Source organism: Rheinheimera sp. KL1 (genome assembly GCF_001275035.1).
GTDB lineage: Bacteria > Pseudomonadota > Gammaproteobacteria > Enterobacterales > Alteromonadaceae > Pararheinheimera > Pararheinheimera tangshanensis.
The window spans coordinates 150,855-172,962 of sequence record NZ_LAMX01000027.1 but is presented as its reverse complement, the minus strand read 5'-3'; the positions used below and the strand labels follow the sequence as shown (position 1 = coordinate 172,962).

At 46.3% G+C, this 22,108-nt stretch carries 15 protein-coding genes and 1 pseudogene; 2 read left to right on the top strand and 14 right to left on the bottom strand.

What is annotated here, in order from left to right; translation table 11 throughout:
• Positions 1 to 54: 54 nt before the first annotated feature.
• Positions 55 to 2,217, bottom strand: coding sequence for a S46 family peptidase (locus tag WH43_RS16575; protein ID WP_053425686.1), 2,163 nt, complete (start codon positions 2,215 to 2,217; stop codon positions 55 to 57).
• A gap of 180 nt (positions 2,218 to 2,397) precedes the next feature.
• Between WH43_RS16575 and WH43_RS16570 the strand changes: the two genes are divergently transcribed.
• A complete protein-coding gene (locus WH43_RS16570; protein WP_053425685.1) occupies positions 2,398 to 2,907 on the top strand; it encodes a TIGR00645 family protein in 510 nt (169 codons plus the stop codon).
• Between the two features lie 72 nt (positions 2,908 to 2,979).
• On the opposite strand, the gene WH43_RS16565 is transcribed toward WH43_RS16570, so the two are convergent.
• Entirely contained in the window at positions 2,980 to 3,933 is a 954-nt protein-coding gene (locus WH43_RS16565; protein ID WP_053425684.1) for a porin, read from the bottom strand.
• Positions 3,934 to 4,534: 601 nt separating this feature from the next.
• Here WH43_RS16565 and WH43_RS16560 point away from each other — a divergent pair.
• Positions 4,535 to 6,163: a methyl-accepting chemotaxis protein gene (locus WH43_RS16560; RefSeq protein WP_053425683.1), complete on the top strand. Its 1,629-nt coding sequence runs from the start codon at positions 4,535 to 4,537 to the stop codon at positions 6,161 to 6,163.
• 167 nt (positions 6,164 to 6,330) lie between these two features.
• Here WH43_RS16560 and WH43_RS16555 read toward each other — a convergent pair whose 3' ends face one another.
• The 12 genes and pseudogenes from WH43_RS16555 to WH43_RS20900 form a co-directional block, all read right to left on the bottom strand.
• Positions 6,331 to 7,953 (bottom strand): NADP-dependent glyceraldehyde-3-phosphate dehydrogenase, encoded by a 1,623-nt coding sequence (locus tag WH43_RS16555; protein WP_053425682.1) that lies wholly within the window; start codon positions 7,951 to 7,953, stop codon positions 6,331 to 6,333.
• Positions 7,954 to 7,966: 13 nt separating this feature from the next.
• Positions 7,967 to 8,886, bottom strand: a pseudogene (locus tag WH43_RS16550) (sugar kinase).
• 43 nt (positions 8,887 to 8,929) lie between these two features.
• Positions 8,930 to 9,586 (bottom strand): bifunctional 4-hydroxy-2-oxoglutarate aldolase/2-dehydro-3-deoxy-phosphogluconate aldolase, encoded by a 657-nt coding sequence (gene eda / locus WH43_RS16545; protein ID WP_053425681.1) that lies wholly within the window; start codon positions 9,584 to 9,586, stop codon positions 8,930 to 8,932.
• Positions 9,583 to 11,082 (bottom strand): mannitol dehydrogenase family protein, encoded by a 1,500-nt coding sequence (locus WH43_RS16540; RefSeq protein WP_053425680.1) that lies wholly within the window; start codon positions 11,080 to 11,082, stop codon positions 9,583 to 9,585. Before WH43_RS16540 ends, eda begins: the two co-directional genes overlap by 4 nt.
• Before the next feature lie 10 nt (positions 11,083 to 11,092).
• The gene (uxaC, locus tag WH43_RS16535) at positions 11,093 to 12,517 is read right to left on the bottom strand and encodes a glucuronate isomerase (RefSeq protein WP_053425679.1); all 1,425 of its coding nucleotides are present in this window, start codon (positions 12,515 to 12,517) and stop codon (positions 11,093 to 11,095) included.
• A 9-nt stretch (positions 12,518 to 12,526) separates the two neighbouring features.
• Positions 12,527 to 14,074, bottom strand: a complete 1,548-nt coding sequence (locus WH43_RS16530) for a UxaA family hydrolase (RefSeq protein ID WP_053425700.1) — start codon at positions 14,072 to 14,074, stop codon at positions 12,527 to 12,529.
• 67 nt (positions 14,075 to 14,141) lie between these two features.
• Positions 14,142 to 15,566, bottom strand: coding sequence for a glycoside hydrolase family 28 protein (locus tag WH43_RS16525; RefSeq protein ID WP_286049890.1), 1,425 nt, complete (start codon positions 15,564 to 15,566; stop codon positions 14,142 to 14,144).
• 195 nt (positions 15,567 to 15,761) lie between these two features.
• Positions 15,762 to 18,728, bottom strand: coding sequence for a ligand-binding sensor domain-containing diguanylate cyclase (locus tag WH43_RS16520; RefSeq protein WP_286049889.1), 2,967 nt, complete (start codon positions 18,726 to 18,728; stop codon positions 15,762 to 15,764).
• 102 nt (positions 18,729 to 18,830) lie between these two features.
• Positions 18,831 to 19,871: a LacI family DNA-binding transcriptional regulator gene (locus WH43_RS16515; protein ID WP_082335834.1), complete on the bottom strand. Its 1,041-nt coding sequence runs from the start codon at positions 19,869 to 19,871 to the stop codon at positions 18,831 to 18,833.
• Between the two features lie 12 nt (positions 19,872 to 19,883).
• The gene (locus WH43_RS16510) at positions 19,884 to 20,660 is read right to left on the bottom strand and encodes an IclR family transcriptional regulator (RefSeq protein WP_053425677.1); all 777 of its coding nucleotides are present in this window, start codon (positions 20,658 to 20,660) and stop codon (positions 19,884 to 19,886) included.
• 8 nt (positions 20,661 to 20,668) lie between these two features.
• A complete protein-coding gene (locus WH43_RS16505) occupies positions 20,669 to 21,964 on the bottom strand; it encodes a TRAP transporter large permease (RefSeq protein WP_053425676.1) in 1,296 nt (431 codons plus the stop codon).
• Positions 21,964 to 22,107: a hypothetical protein gene (locus WH43_RS20900; RefSeq protein WP_286049888.1), complete on the bottom strand. Its 144-nt coding sequence runs from the start codon at positions 22,105 to 22,107 to the stop codon at positions 21,964 to 21,966. The genes WH43_RS16505 and WH43_RS20900 overlap by 1 nt, the downstream gene beginning before the upstream one ends.
• Position 22,108: the final 1 nt, after the last annotated feature.

The following is a 22,108-nucleotide window of genomic DNA, read 5'->3' as shown; positions in this document are numbered from 1 at the left end:
GTGTGACAACTTCACCATAATCCCTCGCAGGGAGGGGAGTCCATACATCTACAATTATTCCTTCACAATTTCCATTTCTTTAATCAGGTTAGTCGCGCCATCTACCTTCTCCATTTGCCAGAGCATATAACGGCTGTCGACATGGATAGAGCGGTTGGTGGCAGGGTCATAGTCCCAGTTGCCAATGATGCCTTCAATCACGCCATCAAATAACAAACCTACTAATTCAGCTTTACCGTTCAGCGTAGGTGAACCTGAGTTCCCACCAGTGGTATCCACTGTGCTTAAGAAGTTGACCGGCAGGTGGTTATAGACCGCATCTTTGTAGATGCCAAAATCGCCTTGTTTTAACGCTTCGATCTGAGCCTGCGGTGCGTCAAATGGCTCTATACCCGTTTGCTTCTGCAAAATACCAGCAGCTGTGGTAAATGGCTGATAAGACACCGCATCTTTTGGCTGGTAACCTTTGATAGCACCATAAGTGACACGCAAGGTGCTGTTGGCATCGGCATACACTGCTTTGCCATTGGCTTTGTTAAACGCAATGATGGCTTCCATCACTTGCGGACGCACCACGGCTAGCTTACCTTTGTGTTCTTTTTCTGCATTTTCTAAGGCGATATCGGTCTCGTACATAGCAACAGCGTATTGGATCAGAGGATCGGCACTCTCTTTAAAGTCGTCTACTGATTTGCCCATCCAGGCTAAACGCTCGACTTCATCCGACAACTTAGTCGCCTGATACAGACCTTCCAGTTTGGTGCGAAGCGCTGCGACATCCAGCTCAGCAGAACCTATACCAAAATAACCATCCAAAGCTTTTAAGCGCTGACCAGCCGGTAATTTGGCGTAATGTTGCAGGAAATGCAGCATCAACTCTTGTTCTACTTTGGCATCAAAACTGCGAGACAAACGCTTCATGCTGGCAGAAAAACGCTCCAAATCACGTTCCTGGTAGCCTATTTCACGCTCTGCGTCTGGTTTTTGCTGCTCATGAGCTAAACGATATAAACGTTTGGCAGTGTTAAATAATTGGCCATAACTCAGATAACCTAAAATGAGATCACGCTGCTGATATTGCTGTTCCTCTTGCAACAACTGCTGCAGATTACGCACCGCAGCTGCATACTTCGCTTGACGGGCCGGGCTGGATTTAATCCATAGATTCAGAGCCTTATCAAACTGATCTTTACGTTGCTGAGTATCACCTTTCTGGTAACTGCCGATCATCCCTTCAAAGTTTTTCGCATAATTAGCCAGTGACGCCAGAATACTTTCATATTTTATCCGAGCTTCTGAGCCGTCAGCTGAGTATTGTTTAATCACCTCTATCGCTTCTTCACGATAGGCTTTGGATAAGGGCAACACCTGGGTGAACTGGTTTTCAACTTCAGCTGCAGTGTTGTATCTGTTGGTACGGCCCGGATAACCGATAACCATTACAAAGTCATTTTCTTTCAGCGGCTTAGCAGATACTTTTAAATAGGAAGGTGGAGTAAAAGGCACATTTTCTGCGCTAAAATCAGCAGGCTGACCATCTTTGCCGACATAGGCACGATAAAATGAGTAGTCACCTGTGTGACGCGGCCACATCCAGTTGTCGATATCACCACCAAATTTACCTATACCTGAAGCTGGCGCATGCACTAAACGTACATCACGAATTTCCATTTGTTTGATCAGGTAATACTCTAAACCACCGTGAAAACTATACACCTCACAGCGGTAACCCGGAGTTTCGCAAGCAGCAACTTGCTCTTTACGCAGCTCGTCAATTTTATCAAAACGTTCTTTGCCCTTGAGCGAAGGCGATAATTCCTGGTTGATTTGCGCTGTGATATTAGTCACTTGCTGAGTCACAAAAATTTTAGACCCTGGAGCTGCCGGTAATTCTTCGTCTAACTCTTTCGCTAAAAAACCTTTAGCCAGCAAATTATTAGCCGCTGTGCTGTTGTGCTGAATACTGCCATAAGCACAATGATGGTTCGTCACGACTAACCCCTGATTAGAAACAAAAGAGGCAGTACAACCACCTAAACTAATCACAGCGTTCATTGGAAAGGCTGTAAGCTGAGCAATACTTTTGGCATCAATTTCCAGACCTTTTTCTTTGAGGAGTTGTTCTAGTTCAGGTAATTGATGAGGCTGCCACATGCCTTCGTCGGCATGAGCAAAAGTGGCGATGGACAACGCCAGTGTAAGCAGTGTTTTTTTCATTCAGAAATTCCTTGGCATAAAGGCCCAGACAAACTAACAGCATCAGTGCACTGTGCTGATACTGTTGCGGGTAACGGGGCTCATTGTGCGATATTTTACAGTAAAGTAAAACGGCCAGAGACTTGAATTTCCGTACTATTTCCCCCATAAAGTGAAGTCGTTAAAAATACAGGAGCTGCAATGGAACAACTAATTGAAAAGGTGATGTACGCCACCCGCTGGTTAATGGCGCCTATTTATCTTGGTCTGAGTCTGGCTTTACTGGCTCTTGGTGTGAAGTTTTTTCAGGAAGTATTCTCCATCATTCCTGTTATTTTCAGCATGAAGGAAGTCGATCTGATTTTAGTCGTACTGTCTTTAATTGATATTTCGCTGGTTGGTGGCTTGCTGGTGATGGTGATGTTTTCTGGTTATGAGAACTTCGTGTCCCGCATGGATATTGATGGTGACAGTGAAAAGCTCGGATGGTTAGGTAAACTCGACTCCAATTCGTTAAAGAACAAAGTTGCTGCATCCATAGTGGCTATATCCTCTATTCATTTGCTTAAAGTTTTTATGGATACCCAGAATATCCCCAATGACAAAATTATGTGGTATCTGCTTATCCATATGACCTTTGTCGTCTCAGCTTTTGCTATGGGCTATCTGGATAAAATTACCAAAGACGCTGGCAAAAAAGACAACTTCTGACCAGAGCATTGCATTCTTTTAAACAGAAAAACCCCGGCTTACCGGGGTTTTCGTTTCAAGCACTACACCAGATTAAAAATTATATTTAAAACCCAAAGCTGCAGATTCGTCCTGCTCTGTATCAAAATCCAGAGCAGAGAACATGGTATAAATCACCATCTCACTGTTCAGGGCGTAGTCTGCACCTACACTCCACAAAGTACCAGTTTCCGGATGACGGATTTTACTGTCATCCTGCTGCCATTGCAGTTTGTAAGTCAGAGCTTCAAGCTTATATGCAAGCTGTGCCATCACTGCATCGCCTTCAACGTTACGTCTTATATGTTCACTGTGCTGCAACATCAAACCCGCCGATAACTGACCTCCAGACAATTCCATCAGCTTAAAGTGAGCCAGAATACGTTCAGCATCGATATTATTCAGCTCACGCGCCTGACTGTAAGCAAAATAGTAAGGGTAAGCTTTAAAACCTGAGTCACCATAACTTAAGGTCCAATCATAGCCACCAGCGACCTCATCGCTGGCGCCAGTCTGGTACGTAGCTTGCAACTGAAAACCTTCAATCACGGGGCTCTGATAGCCAATAATATTCTCTAGCCTGTCCTGCCCCGCACTTAACTGTGCTATGTCATTGAGGGTTTCGTTGAATAAATCTATTTTACCTTCAGACTTTTTGAAGCGGGTGTCATTTTTACCAAAAACCAGTTCGCCCCAATTTCCGGCAAAACCTATGTAGGTGTTACGACTGCCTAATCTGTCATCCTTATTGGCCTCATCTAAACCATTAACCTGCCACTCATAAACCACGATCAGGTCAAGATTATCCACCAGCTCTTGGCGAGCTTTAAACCCCAGCCTGGTAAATGGCGCTTCAATTTGCCAACCTTGGTCGGCATAGCGGTATAAGCCTTTATCTACATACAAGCCTTGCAGATCAAGTTTACCGTAGACATCCCACTCCAAAGCCTGGGCTCCAGAACTCAGCAGCATCAGCGAGCCAACGGCAGCACAATATTTATTGTTCAAATTCGTCCCCTTATTTACTATTTTTACTGCTGGCAGTCAGATCATTTTTGCCAAAAGTCAAAGAAAAATGTCAATTTCAATGCATTTATTTACTGACCATCGTTTAATAACCAAATTATTTAACCATCCAATGGAAAATATGACTTGATACAAGCCCGATAAAACCATTGATCGACAGGCAGAAAAATAAACAATAACAAAGCGACCATAATAACCAATAAATTAAACAGGTAACTAAAATAAAAGATTAAATGTCAAAGCATCATCTGTATTGCTTACACTATTCTATGGCACCGAGAGCCCACCAGCAGCATAAGCACACTAATTTAAAACTTGATACGTTTATTGCTTCAGTATTTCTTATTAAGCGACGCTTTATAGGGTTTTAGCGGATAAAACGGCATCTGTCAAAATCCAAACTGAAACAAAGAATAACAATGTTGGATCTCTATGTTGGCTATTATGTTCTATAGTATCAGGAGTAGCGATGAATCCGATTTTATGCAAGAAAAACAATAGGTAATTAAACCTGTTACGAAGTGTGCTGTATCCAGAAAGAGTGCTCAGCCGCCAGACTAAAGATCCTAGACAAGGAGTAACCATGTTCAAAGATATGTATTTGAAAAATATAATTTTATCCATTCTTCTGATGTTCAGTGCCGGTATGGCTATATTGAGCTTTTACTCTTGGAACAGCGCCAAAGCCAGTGAAGAAGGTATGGCTGATCTGTACCAATTATCCGTCTTACAAGTAAATCCTATCTCAGATGTTTATGGCATGCTGTTACGCAGCAGGCTCGCCTTAGCTGGCGGTTTTATCGAAAAAGAAGGCGGCCAAAACGATAAAGCCCAAGTCAGCGCCCAGCGAGCTGAAAAGTTTCTAAAAGAAGCCATAGAGAAATTTAACGCCTTCGCTGAAGTGGGTCTCAAAGGCGACCATAAGGAGCTGGTACAAGAAATGCAAAAAGTGTTTACTTTGTACTTTGCAGCTATCGATAAAACTGCAAAAGAGCTGCAGACCGGAACCAGCGAAAGTTATGTTGCAGCCAATCTGGAAGCTCGTGACACTAATGCGAAAGCCCAGGAAATGGTGGCGAAATTTGTTGAAGAAGCCAGCATCAAAAACAGTAATTTTATGAAGGAAGCTTCTGATCGCTATACAGCGACAGCTATTCTTTGCGCTATCTTTCTGGTTATTGCGCTGGCCGCTTTAGTGATGAGCTGGTATTTGATCAAAAAAATGCTGATCCAGCCTCTGGAGCTGGCTGGCGAGCACTTTCAGCGCATGGCGCAAGGCGATTTAAGCAGCCATATCCGGGTTGAAAGTAAAAATGAAATTGGAGCGCTGTTTTCTGGCTTGCAGCATTTACAACAAAGTCAAAAAGATACCATCAGCCAAATTAATAACACCGCCACTCAGTTAGCATCAGCGGCCGAGGAATTAAGTATTGTCACCTCACAAAGTACTGAAGGCCTTGATCTGCAAAATGCTGAATTGCAACAAGCCGCTACTGCGGTGAACGAGATGACAGTTGCAGTAGAGGATGTGGCACAAAATGCTTTATCGACCTCTGATGCATCAAAAGAATCCAATGAACTGGCCAGCCGTAGTCTTGAGGAAATGAGGCTCACCATAGCCCAAACCCGCAAAATGGCGACTGAGATGAAAACCTCCGCTGAACTGGTGCAGGAACTGGCGACTCAAGCCAACAATATAGGTCAGGTGCTGGACGTGATCAGAGCCGTGGCAGAGCAAACTAATTTACTGGCGTTAAACGCGGCTATAGAAGCAGCACGTGCTGGCGATGCAGGCCGGGGGTTTGCGGTAGTTGCAGATGAAGTCAGGGCTTTGGCGCACAGAACTCAAAACTCAACCAAAGAAATTGAGCAACTCATCACTCATATCCGTCAGGGTACAGTCAAAGCGGTACAATCGATAGAAGCAAGTACAGGGCTTGCCGATAATACGGTCGATATGGCCAACAAAGCCGGGCAGGCTTTTGAACAAATCTGTACATCGGTCAGCCATATCAATGAACGTAACTTACTTATTGCTACAGCGTCAGAAGAACAAGCTCATGTCGCCCGTGATGTCGACAGAAGTTTGGTCGCTATTAAAGATTTAGCAGTTCAAACCTCTGCCGGAGCGAATCAGACCAACGCCGCAAGCCAGGAGTTGGCGGGTATGGCCTCTCGTTTAATGGATATGGTGAAACGTTTTAAAGTCTAATCAACCATTGCCCCCAGCCTTTCCAGAGGTGGGGGACTTCGTTTTTATACAGCTTTTTATCTGTCTAAGCCTCAGAAAACAAGTCTGGGTTTTAGCCTGATACAGACAAGTGTCACCGGGCATTGTGTTCAGCAAGGCCAATTGCCGAAGTCATGTTTTTCCTCTGCTTAAAATAAAAAATCTGTGGCTAAAAACTGGGATGAACCTTGTTTAATCATTTCTTTCATCAGCGCAATTTGTTCAGGGTTGTATTTACAGGCCACCAGAGTGGGGATAGAAAACTGCAGCAAAGCATCCTCCACCGACAAGGTGCCTTCCGCTGAGTTTTTCCGGCCAGTAAAAGGGAAACTATCCGGACTACGCTGACATTGGCTGTTGATGTTAATACGCCCGACCTGATTGGCGAACATGTCCACCAACTCACCTATTTGCCGTGCGTCCTGACCAAAAATACTCAGTTGCTGACCAAAGTCGGAGTGAATCACATAATGAATGACTTCACTGATATCATCATAAGGCACTACCGGCACCAGAGGGCCAAACTGCTCTTCCTGATACAATCTCATCTGACTGTTCACCGGATACACCAAAGCAGGACGCATCAGCGAGCCTGAGCTTTGACCACCTTCAGGGTTGATTACCCTGGCCCCATGCTCCAGAGCGTCAGTTATTAAGCTCTTTAAAAAATCGACTTTGCCAGGCTCAGGTAAAGGAGTGATTTGCACTTTGTCACTCCAGGGTAAACCCAGTTGCAAAGCACTAATGGCCTCTGACAGTTTTTGTACAAAAGCATCGGCAACTGAACGTTCAACAAATAAGATCTTTAACGCCGTACAGCGTTGACCGTTAAAAGATAACGCACCGGCCACAGCCTCTTTAACTGTTAATTCTAAGTCAGCATCTCTTAGCACTATGGCTGGGTTCTTCGCGTCAAGACCAAGCACAGCTCGCAAACGGTGTGGCCTTGGATGCAGTTTCTTTAAGTCACTGGCGCCTTTGTTGGTGCCGATAAAAGCAAATAAATCCACGCTGCCGCTTTCCATTAAAGCACCGACAGTTTCACGGCCACGACCGTAAATCACGTTGATCACACCTGGTGGAAAAGAATCTGCAAACGCCTTAAGCAAGGGCTGAATTAATAACACACCGTACTTAGCAGGTTTAAAAATAACAGTATTACCCATGATCAAAGCCGGGATCAAAGTGGTAAAGGTTTCATTCAGCGGGTAGTTAAAAGGCCCCATACAAAGTGCGACGCCCACTGCAACCCGACGTATTTTGCCTAAAGTGCCCTGCTCTATCACAAAGTGGCTGGCGCTGCGGTCCTGTTGCTTTAAAGCTTGTACCGTATCGCGGATATAGTCGCAGGTGCGGTCAAACTCTTTGGCGGCATCCGGTAAAGGTTTGCCAATTTCCCACATCAATAAACGGATTACCGCTTCACGTTGCAGCAGCATAGCAGCAAGGAATTTCTCTACAGCCGCCACTCGCTCCATCACCGCCATAGAGGGCCAGACACCACGGCCCAAATCATAAGCTTTTAAGGCTGCATCCAACGCAGCTTTGGCGGCAGTTTCGTCCATTAAAGGTGTAGCACCTAATAAAGTAGGCGTCAGTTCACCTGCACTATTTCTAAGCGCTACCGGACTATACACAGGAGCTAAATCGCCCTGCCACTGACAGAGCTCACCATTGAGTAAATAGTCACGCTGTTCTATCGGAGCTGTGAGTCGCCACTGGGTCGGAATATCAGCCTGGGTTGGAAAATACAAAGACAGATCAGCAGACATCACTCATTTCCTTTTAGCTAAATGTACTCAAATTAAAACGGCTGGAAAAACCACGGAATTGCTCTTTAGTGACAATGGCGCCTGTGTGCTCCACAACAAAACTGGCAAGAGTCGCAGCATACTGACAAGCAGCTAAAGGCGATAAGCCATTAAGCCGCCCCGCCAGATACCCCCCATTAAAAGAATCTCCTGCTGCTGTGGTATCTATCACTTTTTTTACAGGAACTGCAGGACATTGAAAGCTTTCTCCTTCACTGTAACCAAGCACTCCAGACGAGCCATTTTTCACAATAATCTCTTTGACACCTAACGTCTGTAATTGAGCCAACACATCGCCAGCACTGCTGCAACCATACAAGACTTTATGATCGTCTAAACCGGGTAAGGCGATATCGGACAACGCATAAGCCTGATCGAAATTAGTACGACAAATCTCAGCGTCAGGCCAGAGCGCAGGCCTGTAGTTAGGGTCAAATACAATCTGCACGCCCTGAGCTTTTAACTCTTTAATCAGCGTAAACAGATAGGTGCGATCCTCCAGTGACAAAATGGCCAGACTGATACCGGAGAAATAAAATACATCTGCTGGTAATAACCGCTCGACAGTGTGGTGTTGTCTAAACAAAGCCAGACTTTGTTTGGCAGCTGAGCTGTCACGCCAATAGACAAAACTACGCTCACCAAAGCAGTCGGTGTTGATCATATACAAACCAGGCCGGGCTGTTTAGTGCGCAGCACCAGCGAGCTGTCAAGTTTCTCTTGTTCCAGCTGGGCAATCAGTTTGTCACTGACTAAATCCGTGCCTACTGCAGATAAAAACTTCAGATTCAGCTGTGCTGCAGCACTGCGTTTGCAATACACCGCCGTGTTATATACATCCCCGGCAAAGGCCTGATGGTAAACGTTATCCACGAGCTGGAATAACTCCACCATGCATTCACCAAAAATTATCACTTGTTTCATGGATCAATCCTTATCAGGCAACTCGGTTATGCCTTACCCGGCTTTGTTCAGCCACTACGACAGACTGGCGGGTTAATTCGGTGATAGCATTCCAGTTTTGTTGTTGCACCCACTCTTTAGGAGACAACCAGGAGCCTCCAACCACAAACACATTGGGTAAAGCTAAAAAATCAGCCAGATTAGTTAAGTGCACTCCACCGGTCGGACAAAACTGAACCTGCTGAAAAATACCTGATAAAGCTTTCAGCATCTCAATGCCACCAGCTAAATGGGCAGGAAAAAACTTCAGCTCTGTTAAACCAAGCTCCAATGCCATCGCCATTTCAGAGGGAGTGGCTACACCTGGAGCTAAAGCCAGTTCAGTGTTGATCATGGCCTTTAATAACTCAGGTGTACTGGCAGGGCTAACCAGAAACTGCGCACCAGCAGCTTTAGCATTGTTAGCATCTTTGGCTGACAAAATAGTACCGGCCCCAGTTAACAGTTGTGGCACTTCAGCACGAATAGCGCTGATACAATCTAAAGCCGCCGCTGTACGCAGTACAACTTCCACTGCAGTGACCCCACCTTGTTGCATCGCCTTAGCAATAGCCACAGCCTGCTCTGGTTGTTCGGCCTGAATAATAGGTAACAACAAGCCACCTTTGAGTAAGGAAGATAACGAGGTCATTTCACAAGATCCTGTAAAAAAGTGGCAACTTCAGTGCCTTGAGCTGATAAAAGTAATGGGCAAAGCTGCTGGTAAGCGGACGCCAGTTCAGCTTTAAAAATATTTGACTGCTGCAAGGATGGCGGAAACACCTGCTCTAAAGCTACAAACAACGCCGTGTCCTTAGCTGCATCACCAGAGCAAGCCGCTGCGCAATCCAATAAGGTTTTCGCTAAGGGGTCGACCAAGGCCGTATTGGGTTGTTGTTGATAACGCAGCCGGATAAACAACAGCCAGCCGGCAACAACCCGACTTAATAAACGAATAGAGCGGCCCGCGACTAAGTTATCCAGAATGATAGGAAAAACCCGCATTGGTAGTTTTTGTGAACCGTCCCAGGCAATTTGCGCCAATAAGTGCCGGATAGCTGGGTTATCGAAACGCTGGAAAATATCGACGCTATACTCTGTCGGGTTTAATTCTGCAGGCGCATGGAAAGAGCCGATAATTTCGTCCTGCGCCAGTTGCTGCACAAACTGGCGCAGCGCTGGTTGCTGCATAGCATCAAACACTGTTTCTAAACCACACAAAGAGCCTAGATAGGCCAAAGCTGAATGCGGTGCGTTCAGTAACCGCAATTTGGCTTTCTCAAAGGCTTTCACATCCTGAGTGTAAGTCACTCCAACCTGATGCCAGGCTGGTCTGTGGGCTGGCAGAATATCTTCAATCACCCACTGACAGAACTTTTCGCGTTTAATAGGCCAGTTGTCCTGATAACCCAGCTCTGAGGCTAGTTGTCTAGGCAATTCTTCATCGGTGGCGGGGGTGATGCTGTCGACCATAGTGCAGGGACATAACAGCTGCTGTTCCAGCCAGTTGGCTAAAGCGGGTTGCTTTTGCCGTGCAAAAGTAAGTACTGCATTACGGAGTTTATGCCCATTGTCTGTCAGGTTATCGCAGCTCAGCAGGACAAAAGGTGGCACATTGGCTGCAAAACGCAGAGATAACGCCTGCACCAGCAAACCTATAGCAGATCGGGCTTTAACGTTACTTTGTAAATCGTGTTGGATATCAGCATGAGTTAAATCCAGCTCACCTAGGGCATTTAAGCAGTAGCCTTTTTCGGTGATGGTTAAAGTCACATAAAAACTACTGGGTGCCGCTAAACGCTGCAGCACCTGCTCGTACTGTTCTGCTGCCACTAACAACTCACGAATAGAACCGACCACCTGATATTCAGTGGTTTTATCCAGCAATACCAGACTGTATAAACCCTGTTGCGGTGTTAAAGCTTTGGCCAAATCGTTCGATCGCATCGACACCACTGAAATACCCCAGTCACCGCCATATTTCAGCGCGAGATCTGTGTACCAGGCCTGATGCGCCCGAAAAAAAGCACCAGGGCCAATATGCACTATGCCTATGCCTGTCGCGGAAGGGTTATAGGCTGGCAATTTCAGTTTGCCTTGCAGCTGTTCCAGTAACGCTGGCTGTAAACGAGGAATATCAATGCTCATGCTTAATCCCTTAGTCCAACTGATAGGCTTGTTTTACCAACTGATAGGTCAGTTGCTGCGCCAGTTCATGGGCTTCGTCTTCGTTGAGGCGATGTTCAGCCACTAAACCTGCTAAAAAGCGGCAATCAATACGACGCGCTACATCATGGCGGGCAGGAATAGACAGGAAAGCTCTGGTATCGTCGTTAAAGCCGACTGTGTTGTAAAAGCCTGCGGTTTCAGTGACCTGATGACGGAATCGCAACATACCTTCAGGGCTGTCATGGAACCACCAGGCTGGACCCAGTTTTAAGGCCGGATAATGACCAGCTAAAGGCGCCAGTTCACGGGCATAAGTAGTTTCATCCAGGGTAAACAGGATTATTTTCAAAGCGGCATTGTTGCCGTATTTATCCAGCAGCGGTTTCAAGTTGCTGACAAACTCAGTCGGACTTGGAATATCAGCGCCTTTATCAGCACCAAAACGCTGGAAAATAGCCGGGTTATGGTTACGGAAAGCACCAGGGTGAATTTGCATTGTCATGCCATCTTCACTACTCATTCCTGCCATTTCTGTCAGCATCTGGCCACGGAATAACTCAGTTTGCTCTTTACTGGCGTTACCAGATAAACAGAGCTGAAACAGGCTGCTTGCTTCAGTTTCAGACAAATTAGCAGTTTTGGCGGTTGGATGCCCGTGATCGGTAGCGGTCGCGCCATGGTCGCGGAAAAACTGCCGACGAATACGCAAAGCCTGTAAATAGCCTTGCCAGCTATGAGTATCCTGACCAGTTTGCTCTGCCAGTTTTTTGATATTGCTCAGAAAATCAGCCCGGTCGGCGTCTATTACATCGTCAGGTCTGAAGGTGGTGATCACCCGTTTTTCATAACCCGAGCCTTTTAACGCCGCATGGTGTTTCAGCGAATTCACCGCGCCTTCTGTGGTGGCAATCAGTTCGATATTAAATTTATCCAGCAAAGCACGGGGCTTAAATTCAGGCTTCACTAACTGTTCATTGATGCTGTCGTAATACAAATCTGCGGTATCGCTGTTTAATGCATGTTCCAAACCAAAGACATCATGAAATACGCTGTCGAGCCAAATGCGGGATGGTGTGCCACGGAACAAGTGATAATTTTTAGCAAAAGTGTGGAAAATTTTGCGGTAATCCGTTTCAACCGGTGTGCCGTCTTTAGTGCGAATACCTAAAGACTCCAGCGAAATCCCCTGACTGTACAACATACGGAATACATAGTGATCCGGCAGCAATAGTAAGCTGGTGGCATTGTCAAAATTAGCATTACTAGCAAACCAGCTTGGGTCGGTATGGCCATGGGGGCTAACAATTGGTAAATCTTTAATGCCAGCATACAAACGTCTGGCTATGGCGCGAACTGTTGGATCGGCCGGAAATAATCTGTCGTCATCAAGTACTAAAGGTTTAAAGTTGGCCATATAAAGTCCTTACAGGGTCACGCCATTTTTCCAAATGGCAATTTCTTTGTTGTCTGATAATTCGTTTTTGGTGTTTTTACCTGAGGCGATATCAATAAGCTCGCGGAAAAACTGGTAGGAAAAGTCCTGCGCATTCTGGCCTTGTTGCAACAGAGCACCGGCGTCAAAATCTATCCACTGCGGTTTACGTTTGGCTAAATCACTGCTGGAAGAGATTTTTACTGTAGGTACAGGAAAACCCAGCGGGGTGCCACGGCCTGTGGTAAAGAGCAGCAGGGTGGCGCCACTGGCCGCTAAAGCCGTGGACGATACCGCATCATTGCCAGGGCCCTGCAATAAAGTTAAACCTTGTTGCTGCACCAAAGCGCCATAAGGGATCACTTGGGTCACTTTGGCGGAGCCACCTTTTTGAATAGCACCTAAGGATTTCTCTTCCAGGGTCGTTAAACCACCGGCTTTATTGCCTGGGCTTGGGTTTTCATACACGGGTTGTTTGTTGTCGATAAAGTACTGTTTAAAGTCGTTGACCAAGCTGACTATGTCGGAAAACACAGTTTTGTTGACAGCACGGCTCATCAGCACTTGTTCAGCACCAAACATCTCCGGCGTTTCAGTCAAGACTACTTTACCCCCTGCAGCGCAGACTAAATCGGCAATACGGCCGACCAGCGGATTGGCAGTTAAACCACTTAACCCATCTGAGCCACCACATTTCATGCCGACCACTAAATCGGACACTGGGCATTCTGTGCGCTTATCCTGCTGCATCAGTTGCACCAGCTCCGCAACAGCCTCCAGGCCCTGCTCTAACTCGTCTTCAACCTGCTGGGCATTAAAAGAGCGCAACCGGCTTTGATCCAATTCGGGGCAGGCTTTGAGTAAAGCCCCCAGTTGATTGTTTTCACAGCCTAAGCCCAGTACCAGCACAGCACCAGCATTGGGGTTTTGCATCAGGCCAGCTAATACAGCGCGGGTATGATTTAAATCGTCACCTAACTGAGAACAACCAAATGGATGGGTATACGCAAACACCCCATCTGTTAAACCGGCAAATTGCTGATTGGCTTTTTCGGCTATTTTCATTGCCGCACGATTGACACACCCTACGGTATTTACGATCCATAACTCGTTGCGGGTACCGACCCGGCCATTGGCGCGGCGATAGCCCATAAAATGGGTTGGTAATTCGGTTGGGAAAGTGAAATTCTCAGCCTCACAACCCTGATACTGATACTCAATCTGATCAGATAATAAGGTTTTCAGGTTATGCGAATGCACCCAGCTACCAGCCGGAATATCTTGTTGGGCAACACCTATGGGGTAACCATATTTGATCACCGCCTCACCTTTTTTAATTAGCTGCAGAGCCACTTTATGGCCTGGTTGAATATCGTCTTTGGCCTGCACTTCTTGCCAGGGGTCAATCAAAGCCTGACCTGAAGCTAAAGGCTGTAATACCACCAGCACATTGTCGCGTGGATGCACCTGTAACAGGCTCAACTGAATAGCGGCCGGATCGGCAATATGTGGGCTACAACCTTTTGTTAGTTCTGTCATTTTCAACCTGCTATATAGCTTGTCTATCGGTGGCAAAATAGAGTAAAAAAAATACGCTTCAGCTGTTTTACTTAGGTCCTGTCCAGGGTTTTCCATTCATGCTGACATGACTCAGTTTAAAATCACTGGCGTTTTCTAAGACACCCAAACTGGCTTGTTCAAAGCTAACATCCGTCATACGAATACCGCTGATACCAGAACGGGGTAAACCTCGAATCTCAAAAGCACGTTGAGCTTTTTTCACTCTGAAGTTACGGATATCTAAATCTTTGACTTGAGGTAAAAACTGACCTGCATCCCCTTCTTCATAGTAGAAATTGATGACGATAGCGTCTTTGACCTCACCAATATCAATATCAGCTACTGCAACTTGCTCAATTAAACCGCCACGCACTGAGTTAGTTTTAATACGTAAACCCCGTTCTAAATCCGGACTGCTCATACGACAACGGCGGGCAAAAATTTGTTTAGCGCCCCCTGAGATTTCACTGCCAATTACTACTCCACCGTGACCTGATTTCATCAGACAGTCCTGGATCAGCACTTGTTGTATCGGGGTTGCTAAACGACGACCATCGGCATTGCGGCCTGACTTTAACGCGATGCAGTCATCACCCGTATCAAACAGACAATTTTCAATCAACACTCGTTGACAGGACTCTGGATCGCAACCATCAGAGTTCGGACCATGGCTGATGCAATTCACTCCACGGATCACAACGTCCTTACACAACACTGGGTTAATCAGCCAAAAGGGCGAGTTGCGGATAGTAACACCTTCAATCAATACTCTTTGACACTGGTAAGGCTGGATAAAAGGTGGTCTTAACCTGTTGTTGTCCAGAATACGTTTTTCAACCGGTACACCAGCTTCCGCCATAGCAAATAGCTGATCACGACCTGGTTTTTGATCAGTCGCAGGGTCAAGTTTCCATGGGGTATGTTTCCATACCCCTTTCCATGGCCACCAGTTGTCACCACTGGCGTTACCTTCGAGAATACCTTCCCCTGTTACTGCAATATTTTGCTGCTGGTAGGCATAAATTAAAGGTGAAAACCCCATCAGTTCCACCCCTTCCCAGCGAGTAAAAACCAGCGGTAAATAAGCTTGTGGATCCGTGACAAAAGATAAAACGGCGTTTTTCTGCAGGTGTAAATTGACGTTAGATTGTAAATGCACCGGACCAGTCGACCAGACTCCCTCAGGCACAACCACACGACCACCACCCGCTTGATGACAAGCAGTGATAGCTTTGGCGATAGCTTCATCACAACGTTGATTTTGCTGAGCACCAAAGGCTGTAATAACAAAATCATGATTTGGAAAAGAGGTTTGTTTTAAATCCCGCAGTATTTGCTCTGCACCAGCCCAAACGGGATCGATCGCCTTTGCAGCTGCTGCCTTGGCTGAAAAACTAAGCAAAGGCGCCAGCGCCGTAGAGGCGATACCAGCTTTGAGTAAAAAACGTTTTTTCAGATCAGGTATTAGCATGTGTTTATCCATGTTGCCTGCATAAAGGCTCTGCTTTGAGCACAGCTTTATGCCTGTTTAAACAGCATAATAACGCATTTGCCACCGGTAGCAATAGATTGACAGCAATTTTTGCCACCGATGGCAACTGGTCAGAGAAGTTTACAAAGAAGATTCCATTATTGAAATAAACGAGGTTCGAATCATTCCAAGGGTTCAGGCGGCACAAACCCTGTTGCGACCTTGCTGTTTGGCTTGATACAAGGCCTGATCCGCTAAAAAGAGCAGCTGTTTGGCATCCGTTAACTCATCACTGATAGCAAGACCAATACTGACCGTAATACTAATGTCAGGCGCTATATCCTGCCAATCCAGAGCCATAATCTCTTGCCTTAAACGTTCACAAACTAACTGAGCCTGCTCCATACTGGTAGATGGCATCAAAAGTGCAAACTCTTCACCACCCCAACGAGCAGCACAATCCACTGAACGGGAATGCTGGCGGATTTTTTCCGCTATCGCCACTAACGCCAGATCTCCGGCATTGTGTGACCAGGTATCATTGATTTTCTTAAAGTGGTCTATGTCAATAAAAGCGAACACCAGAGGTTGTTTCAGTCGCTGTGAGCGGCTGAATTCTTTACTTAATACCTCATCAAAAGCACGGCGGTTAGCGAGACCGGTTAAACCATCCTGTCTGGCCTGCAATGCCAAAGCCAAGGTTTGTTGATGCAACTGCTCAAGCAACAGAGACTTCTCGGTATCTGCAGCAAGCAGACTGTTGGCTTTTTGCTGCAGTTCCGCAGTTTTCTCTGCAACTTGTCGTTTTAAACGTTGCTCAGAATGACGCAGACTGGAAATCCGCCAATACACTAACAGGACGATCAGCGCTATCGAAGAGAAAGCACTTAACCACTGAAAGTTGCGGGTTTGCCACCAGTACGGATGCTTGATCAATTCTATACGGGCGGCTTTACTCCATTGCCCACCAGGATTGGCAGCTTGCACCTGAAACTCATAACGACCCGGAGCCAGATTAGTATATTCGGCAAAGTTCTGTTGGCCTCTGTCCAGCCAGTTGGCATCAAAGCCGATCAGTTGACTACGATAGCGGATCCGGCCAGGCATCACAAAACCTAAACCAGCGAAATGTAACTCCACCCTGTCACTGTCGGGCTGTAACTCAATACTGTCATCAATTTTTTGGGCGACCCCATTCACCAGTAAGGCTTCGAGGACCACAGGTGGGGTAGCTTCAGCAAAAGCAGCTAAACGTTTCGGTTGAACCCGGCTTACTCCTGACGCTGTGGCGAACCACAAAGCCCCATCCTGAGCCAGAATAGCTGCGGGATTTGAACCACCGTTCGCCTGAGCACTGAGCATGCCATCACTTTCACCATACAAATCGTAGTCAAGAAAAGCGACTTTACCTTCAGCCACTGCGTTCGCGTCCTGCTGACTAATGCGTAAAATCCCTCTATTGCTGCTCAGCCAAAAATTACCGTGCAGATCGGCCTGCACCTGGAAAATTTTATCAAAAGGAAGTCCAGCCTTGCGGCCAATCAGGGACAACTCCGCAGTGTCCAGACGATAACGCACTAAGCCCCGGTCTGTGGCCAACCAGAGTAGTTTTTGCTCAGTTTGCTCATAAAAATCAAAAGCATATTCAGTTTGATCTAAATGCGACAGCTGCAGAGGCTCAAAGGCCCCTTTGACCAAACGAGTGACACCAGTACCTGTCCCCACCCAGAGTACATCGTCTATTTTATGCAGAGCCACGACAAAATCAGCCGTTAAGCCATCCCTGGTGGTGTAACTTTGCATCTGTTGTTCAGGATGATAATAGTTCAGCCCTTGTGCCGTGCCCAGCCAGATAGAACCATCAGACAAAGGCAAAATAGCTCTGACTTCATTGGATAATAAACCAGAATCACGGTCCAATAGCTTGGTCAGCTTGCCGCTGCTGAATAGAAAAACACCAGAGGAGTAAGTTCCGATCAACACATCGCCTGTGTCTGTTTCCGCCAGACTTAGTATGGATTGCTCAGGCAAGAGGTTATGTTCTGTCAGTAGTTTATCATGAAGATAACGCGCTACGCCTCGTGCGGTACCAATCCAGATGCCGCCGTCCGAATGTTGCAACACAGTACGGACAAAATTATCTGGCAATCCTTGTTCGGAACTTAAAGTGGAAAAAGGCGCGTCACGCAAACGGAATAAACCGCCGTTGGTCCCTAACCAGATACTGTGCTCATTGTCTTCGTAGATAGCCAAGACTCTATTATTTGGCATACCATGTTTAGCGGTAAGCTGTTCCAGACCATAATTACTTAAACGAAAAATACCTTCTTCTACAGTGCCTATCCATAAATCACCATGGTGATCCACCAATAATTTGGAAATAGCCGTCTGCTGTAATTCTTGCTGCGCCACAACAAAGTGTTCAGTCTCTTGCCGATACAAACCGCGTTCAGTCGCTACGTGTAACTGATTATTATAAAAAGCCAGAGCGAAAACAGGTGATTTTGGGCTATTGGCGACCTGAGTTAACTTGCCATCATGCAGGTAGACTAATCCCTCGGCGGTTCCTATCCAAAGCCCACCTTGTTGATCATGCAGCAGACTATAAATTGTATTACTGGGTAAGCCTTCATTACGAGTCCACTGTTGGCGGGAGCCATTAGCCTGCAGACAGAATAAACCGCCCCCCTCGGTACCAACCCATAGCTGACCTTGCGCATCTCCCCTCACTTCATTCACTAGGGACGATACCGCATCTACAGGTCGCCATTGCTGCTCCTGAACAAGCGCCAAACCGCCGCGGGAGCCACCTAACAATAAGCGGCCTTTCGGATCTAAGTGCAAAGCACGGATCCCAGAGTCTGGTAATCCGGTTTGTTGCTCACGACCAAAGACTTTAAATTCACGGCCGTTGTAGCGGGCTACCCCTTCCCAGGTTGCAAACCAAAGATAGCCATCCGGAGTCTGACTAATGCTGTTAATAGTATTATGAGGCAAGCCCTGACGAGTACTCCAGCTCTCACGGAAATAATCTGCAAGAGTGGCAGTGGCCGCTATAGCTGGTAAAGGAAGAGCAAAAAACAGCGATAGCAAAAATGCAGTAATATAAAAACTACTGCTTTTTCCAAGCTTTGATTTAGTAAATTTGATACAAAATAACATCAGCGCCATCCCAGTCAGCAGATGGTTTCATTTTTTCTAATAAACCTACCTTACTCTATTTTCATGACCGGGAAAACTAAAAAAGTATAAAAGCAGATGTCGTTATGATGACACTGCTACAGCGGCCTGAGCCGTAGACTCGCGCACAACCAGAGTGGGAGCCACTTTGGCAGCAACTTGTTGTGCAGCTTTATCATTTTGTTCAATAACCATAATCATTTTCGTCGTAGCCAATTGTGCCATTTGTCGCACTGGACGACGAATAGTGGTTAAAGCCGGGATGACTCTGGAAGCCAGCAAGTTATCATCAAAACCTGCTACGGAAAGCTGGTCTGGAATAGCTATACCCATTTGATGCGCTACTTTCAGCACGCCAGCTGCCATCTGATCGTTATTAGCGAAAATAGCAGTAGGTAAAGGCGTTTGACTCAGCAGATTACGAGCGCACTCAATCCCTGTTTCATAAGTATTATTGCCCTCAATAATACGCTCAGTTTGGAGGGTAATACCGTAAGCCGATAACCCTAATTTGAATCCTTCCATCCGTTCTGTTGACGATTTATAACGCTGTGGACCACTGATAAAAGCAATATCCTGATGACCTAACTGAGCAAAATAACGAGCCATCTCTGCTGCAGCTGCTCTGTCATCCGACACGACTATGTGCTGCGGCTCATCGATGCTGACTGAGGTTAAACGCACATAAGGACGGCCTGCATTTTTAAGTGCAAGTGCCAAAGATTCTAATTCCGACACCGGGGGCAATACGATCACCCCATCCAATTTGGATCTGTTGATAAAATTCAGGCAATCCTGCACTAGGGTTTCACTGCGATAACGGCAAGGATGCACCACCAACTCGTAGCCAAGAGTTGAGCAAATTTCCAGGACCCCCCGTTGAACATCATCTAAATACAACGCATCCGGGTTGTCGTAAATTAAACCCAATAAATAGGAACGGCTAGAGGCTAAACCCCGGGCTTGCGTATTTGGCGAATAATTTAATTCAGCGATAATTTTTTCGACCCGGACTCTGGTGCTATCACCAACACTTAATGAGCCATTGATCACCCGTGATACTGTGCGTTTAGACACTCCAGCCAGACGGGCGACATCATTAATGGTCGAACTTTTTTGTATCATCCGCTTTTCCTATTATTTATCGTTAGCCAGCAAAGCAGGCCTATAGCACGCCAGACTGATTTCAATCGCCGCTTGTTTCACCGCTGCAACAAATTCAGGTAAACGTTGTTTACATAAAATACTGGTTAATCCGGTGACGCCAACAGAAGCCACAACAGCGCCCTGCGCATTACGTATCGGCACTGCGATACAGCGCACATTAGCCTGATATTCCTGATCGTCTATTGCATAACCCCGGCCTAAAACGCTTTGTAATTCTACCCGCAAGCAGGCCAGATCGGTAATGCTTTGTGCTGTCCTTGCTGGCATGTGCTGCAAACCAGGCAAAGTAGCCAATTGATCAAAGTAGTTAAAGGCTAAAAACACCTTGCCACCAGCAGAACAGTGTAAATCCGCCAAAAAGCCGGGACGGGCTGCCAGATGACTGGGATTCGGACTGTCACAGACTTCAGCTATTAAAGCGCCATCAGGCCGTGGTAAGGCGAGATGGCTGGTGAGGCCTGTGCTGATAGTCAGTTTATGCAGCACTGGTACCGCCAGTTGATGTAAATGATGGTGCTGCAATAAGTCCAGCCCCATTTTGTACAAACTACTGCCTACCCGATACTTTTTCCCCTCTTTGTATAGCATTTGTTGCTGACACAGGGTTTGTAAAATACGAAAAGCGCTGGTTCTGGGCACCTGCAGTTGCTGTTCAAGCTGGGATAAAGTTAAACCTGAACCTGATGCCGCCACTAACTCCATCATGCGGCAGGCATTGGCAAGATTAGGGATCAAATAACTGGTCATAACAGCTCCTAAAGCCCAAACAAAGCAGGCAAAAATTCACTGATCGCAGGGATGTATGTCACCATCATCAGCACCACAAACATGGCGGCATACATAGGCAACAACGGCTTGATCAAAGACTCCAGTTTGGTTTTGGCCACAGCACAAGCAACAAAAAGTACACTACCGACAGGAGGTGAGACCAAACCAATAGACAGGTTCAAAATCATCATAATACCAAAGTGTAGCGGACTCATTCCCAGCTCCACGGCAACAGGTAGAAAGATAGGAGTAAAAATCAGCACTGCAGGCGTCATATCCATAAAGGCGCCTACCACCAGCAAAATAATGTTGATCAATAACAAAATCAGTAGCGGGTTTTCACTTAAGGTTAATAAGCCCTGGCTGACAGTCTGAGGAATATTTTCATAGGACAAAATCCAGGACATAGCCGCAGAAGTGGCAATCAACGCCATCACTATGGCGGTTGTTTCTGCCGATTTCAGCAGTATTGCCGGCAACTCCTTTATTTTTACTTCACGGTAGACACAAACCGCCAGAACAAAGGAATAGACCACAGCGATAGCGCCTGCTTCCGTTGCAGTAAAAGCACCACTGATAATGCCGCCTATCACCAAAATAATCATCAGCAAACTTGGAATAGCTGCAGCCATTTTTTTGAAAGTTAAAGACAAAGGTAAACGGGCAGCCAGTGGATAGCCTTTTAGTTTGGCGTAACCAGCACATACCACCATTAACCCCGTCCCTAATAAAATACCAGGCAAATACCCTGCGACAAACAAAGCAGCAATAGATACTCCTCCGCTGGCAATAGCGTACACAATCATAATATTGCTCGGAGGAATGAGCATACCAGTAGTGGCTGCCGCTGCTGTGACCGCAGCACTGTAATTGACGTCATAGCCTTGTTTTTTCATTTCAGGCACCATAAAACTGCCGATGGCAGAAGTGGCTGCAACTGCAGAGCCCGAAATAGCGCCAAATAACATACAAGACAGCACATTGACCAGGGCCAGACCACCGGGCAAACTGCCTACCAATGCCATAGCAGCTTCAATTAAACGTTTGGCTATACCTCCCCGCCCCATCAACAAACCTGAGAGCACAAAAAACGGAATGGCCAGCAAGGCAAAACTATTTAAGCCACCCGCCATACGTTGCGCCAACGTAGTCACAGCTGGTAATAAATCCATCGACAACAACATAGTGCATAACGTGGCTAAACCTATACAAAAAGAAATAGGAACGTTCAGTAACAACAAAACAAAAAATACGCTAATTAAAATAAGTGCGGACCATTCCATTATTCAGACTCCTCTGCCGGGACCAGTTGAATTTTTGCCGCCAGACAGCGCAGCTGACAAACTCCATAAAACGCAATTAACACACCAGCCAAAGGCAGCACCATATAAATCCAGCCCATACGAATACCTAAAGCAGCTGACATC